The 1,520-nt window shown below is 70.8% G+C and carries 2 protein-coding genes; one reads left to right on the top strand and one right to left on the bottom strand.

What is annotated here, in order from left to right; genetic code table 11:
- Positions 1 to 202: 202 nt before the first annotated feature.
- On the top strand, positions 203 to 892 hold the full coding sequence (locus D7V93_RS42915; protein WP_120648663.1) for a nucleotidyltransferase family protein: 690 nt from the start codon (positions 203 to 205) through the stop codon (positions 890 to 892).
- Between the two features lie 80 nt (positions 893 to 972).
- Here D7V93_RS42915 and D7V93_RS45665 read toward each other — a convergent pair.
- A partial coding sequence (locus D7V93_RS45665; protein ID WP_504739601.1) for a porin family protein occupies positions 973 to 1,520 on the bottom strand: 548 nt, incomplete at its 5' end.

Genomic DNA, 1,520 nt, shown 5'->3' with positions numbered 1-1,520 from the left:
GGTGGGGGGAAGTCCAGGGGGCAGGCCGGCTGACAGGTGGTGGACACCCGCCCTTGCACAAAGCGCCGACAGCCAACACCTCACCGTGTGACTGGCGGCTGTCTGACGACTCGTACTGGCGGGCGGGCTGCAATCCCGGAAGGAGGTCAACAGCCTGTTAGCGGTGCTCACGGCTTTCCGCCGCGGGCGGAGGAGGCGGGTCATGAAGGCAGTGGCGATCATCCTGGCGGCGGGCAAGGCCCGGCGGATGTCCCACCCCAAGGCGCTCATCGAGCATGAGGGGGGCAAGAGCTTCCTTCAGTCGCTGGCGTCCACCTTCGGGAAGGCGGGGTGTGGGGTGTTGGGCGTGGTGGGCAGCGACGCGGAATTGGTGCGCGAACAGCATCCCAGTCTGGAGCTGGTGGCGAGCGAGCACTGGGAGAAGGGCGTCCTCGCGTCGGTGAAGGCAGGCATGGAAGCAGCCCTGGCCGAGGCAGCGGACGTGGTGCTGATCCACCCGGTGGACATGCCCGCGCTGCGCGTGAACACGGTCAAGTCGATGCTCAAGGAGATGGACCGGGCCGGGACGGGCTCCCTGGCCCTGCGGCCGGAGTACGACAACGCCATCGGCTGGCCGCTGGTGCTCTCGCGGGAGGCCGCGGAGAAGCTGCTCCAGGCGGAGGGCGAGGACCTGGAGAAGGCCCTCCTGGTGCTCCAGCCGCGCCGGATGAGCGTGAAGGATCCGGGCGTCATCGTGAACATCAACACGCCGGAGGCCTACGAGCGGGTCTTCAGCATGGCGCCGAAGCTGGCCCCGCCGCCGCGCAAGCGGACCAAGCGCGCGGGCGCCTCCAACGGCTCCGGGGCGGAGATGCCGTCCGTCCCTTCCTACGCGGCGTCGTCGGAGGAATAGGGCGGCCGCTTCGGCCTCCCGGGGTTCGCACGACGTCACGGGACCCCGGGAGTTGTTTCAGTGTTTCAGTGTTTCAGCCCTCAGAACGAGAGCCCCAGGCCCAGGTAGGGGCCGGAGAAGGCGTCCTCGTGCACGACGCCGTCCAGGTGGCCCGCGTCGTTGAGGTACAGGGTGCGCCAGCCGGCTCGCAGGTTGAGGGCGCCCAGGTGCATCGCCAGGCCCGCCTGTGCGTCCACCTGGCGGTGCGGGAAGGGCACCACCTGGATGCGCGCCTCCACGTCGAAGGGCGTCGGGCCGATGCACGCCGCCAGCGACGCGGCGAAGCTGGGGCCCACGAAGATGACGTCCGGGGCGTGCGCGCTGGCGAAGCCGGCCTCCAGCCGGAAGCGGCCGCGCTCGCTGGACCACGGGGAGATGGTCAGGTGGGCGTCCAGGAGCGTCAGCCGGTCGACCTCGTCCAGGCCATCCTCCGAGGTCAGCGCGATGCCGGTGACGCGCGCGTCCATGCCCCAGCGCTGGCCGTCCAGGGCCATGTAGAGGCCCAGCGCGCCGCCCGTCTCGCCAAACGAGTCGCCCTGCACGTTCAGGTGCACCAGGGGCGGGGGCGCGGGGGTGCGGACGCCGGGAC

It is taken from the genome of Corallococcus llansteffanensis (assembly GCF_003612055.1).
Classification (GTDB): domain Bacteria; phylum Myxococcota; class Myxococcia; order Myxococcales; family Myxococcaceae; genus Corallococcus; species Corallococcus llansteffanensis.
Note: the sequence above shows the minus strand (reverse complement) of the source record. Positions and strands in the feature narration are given on the sequence as shown.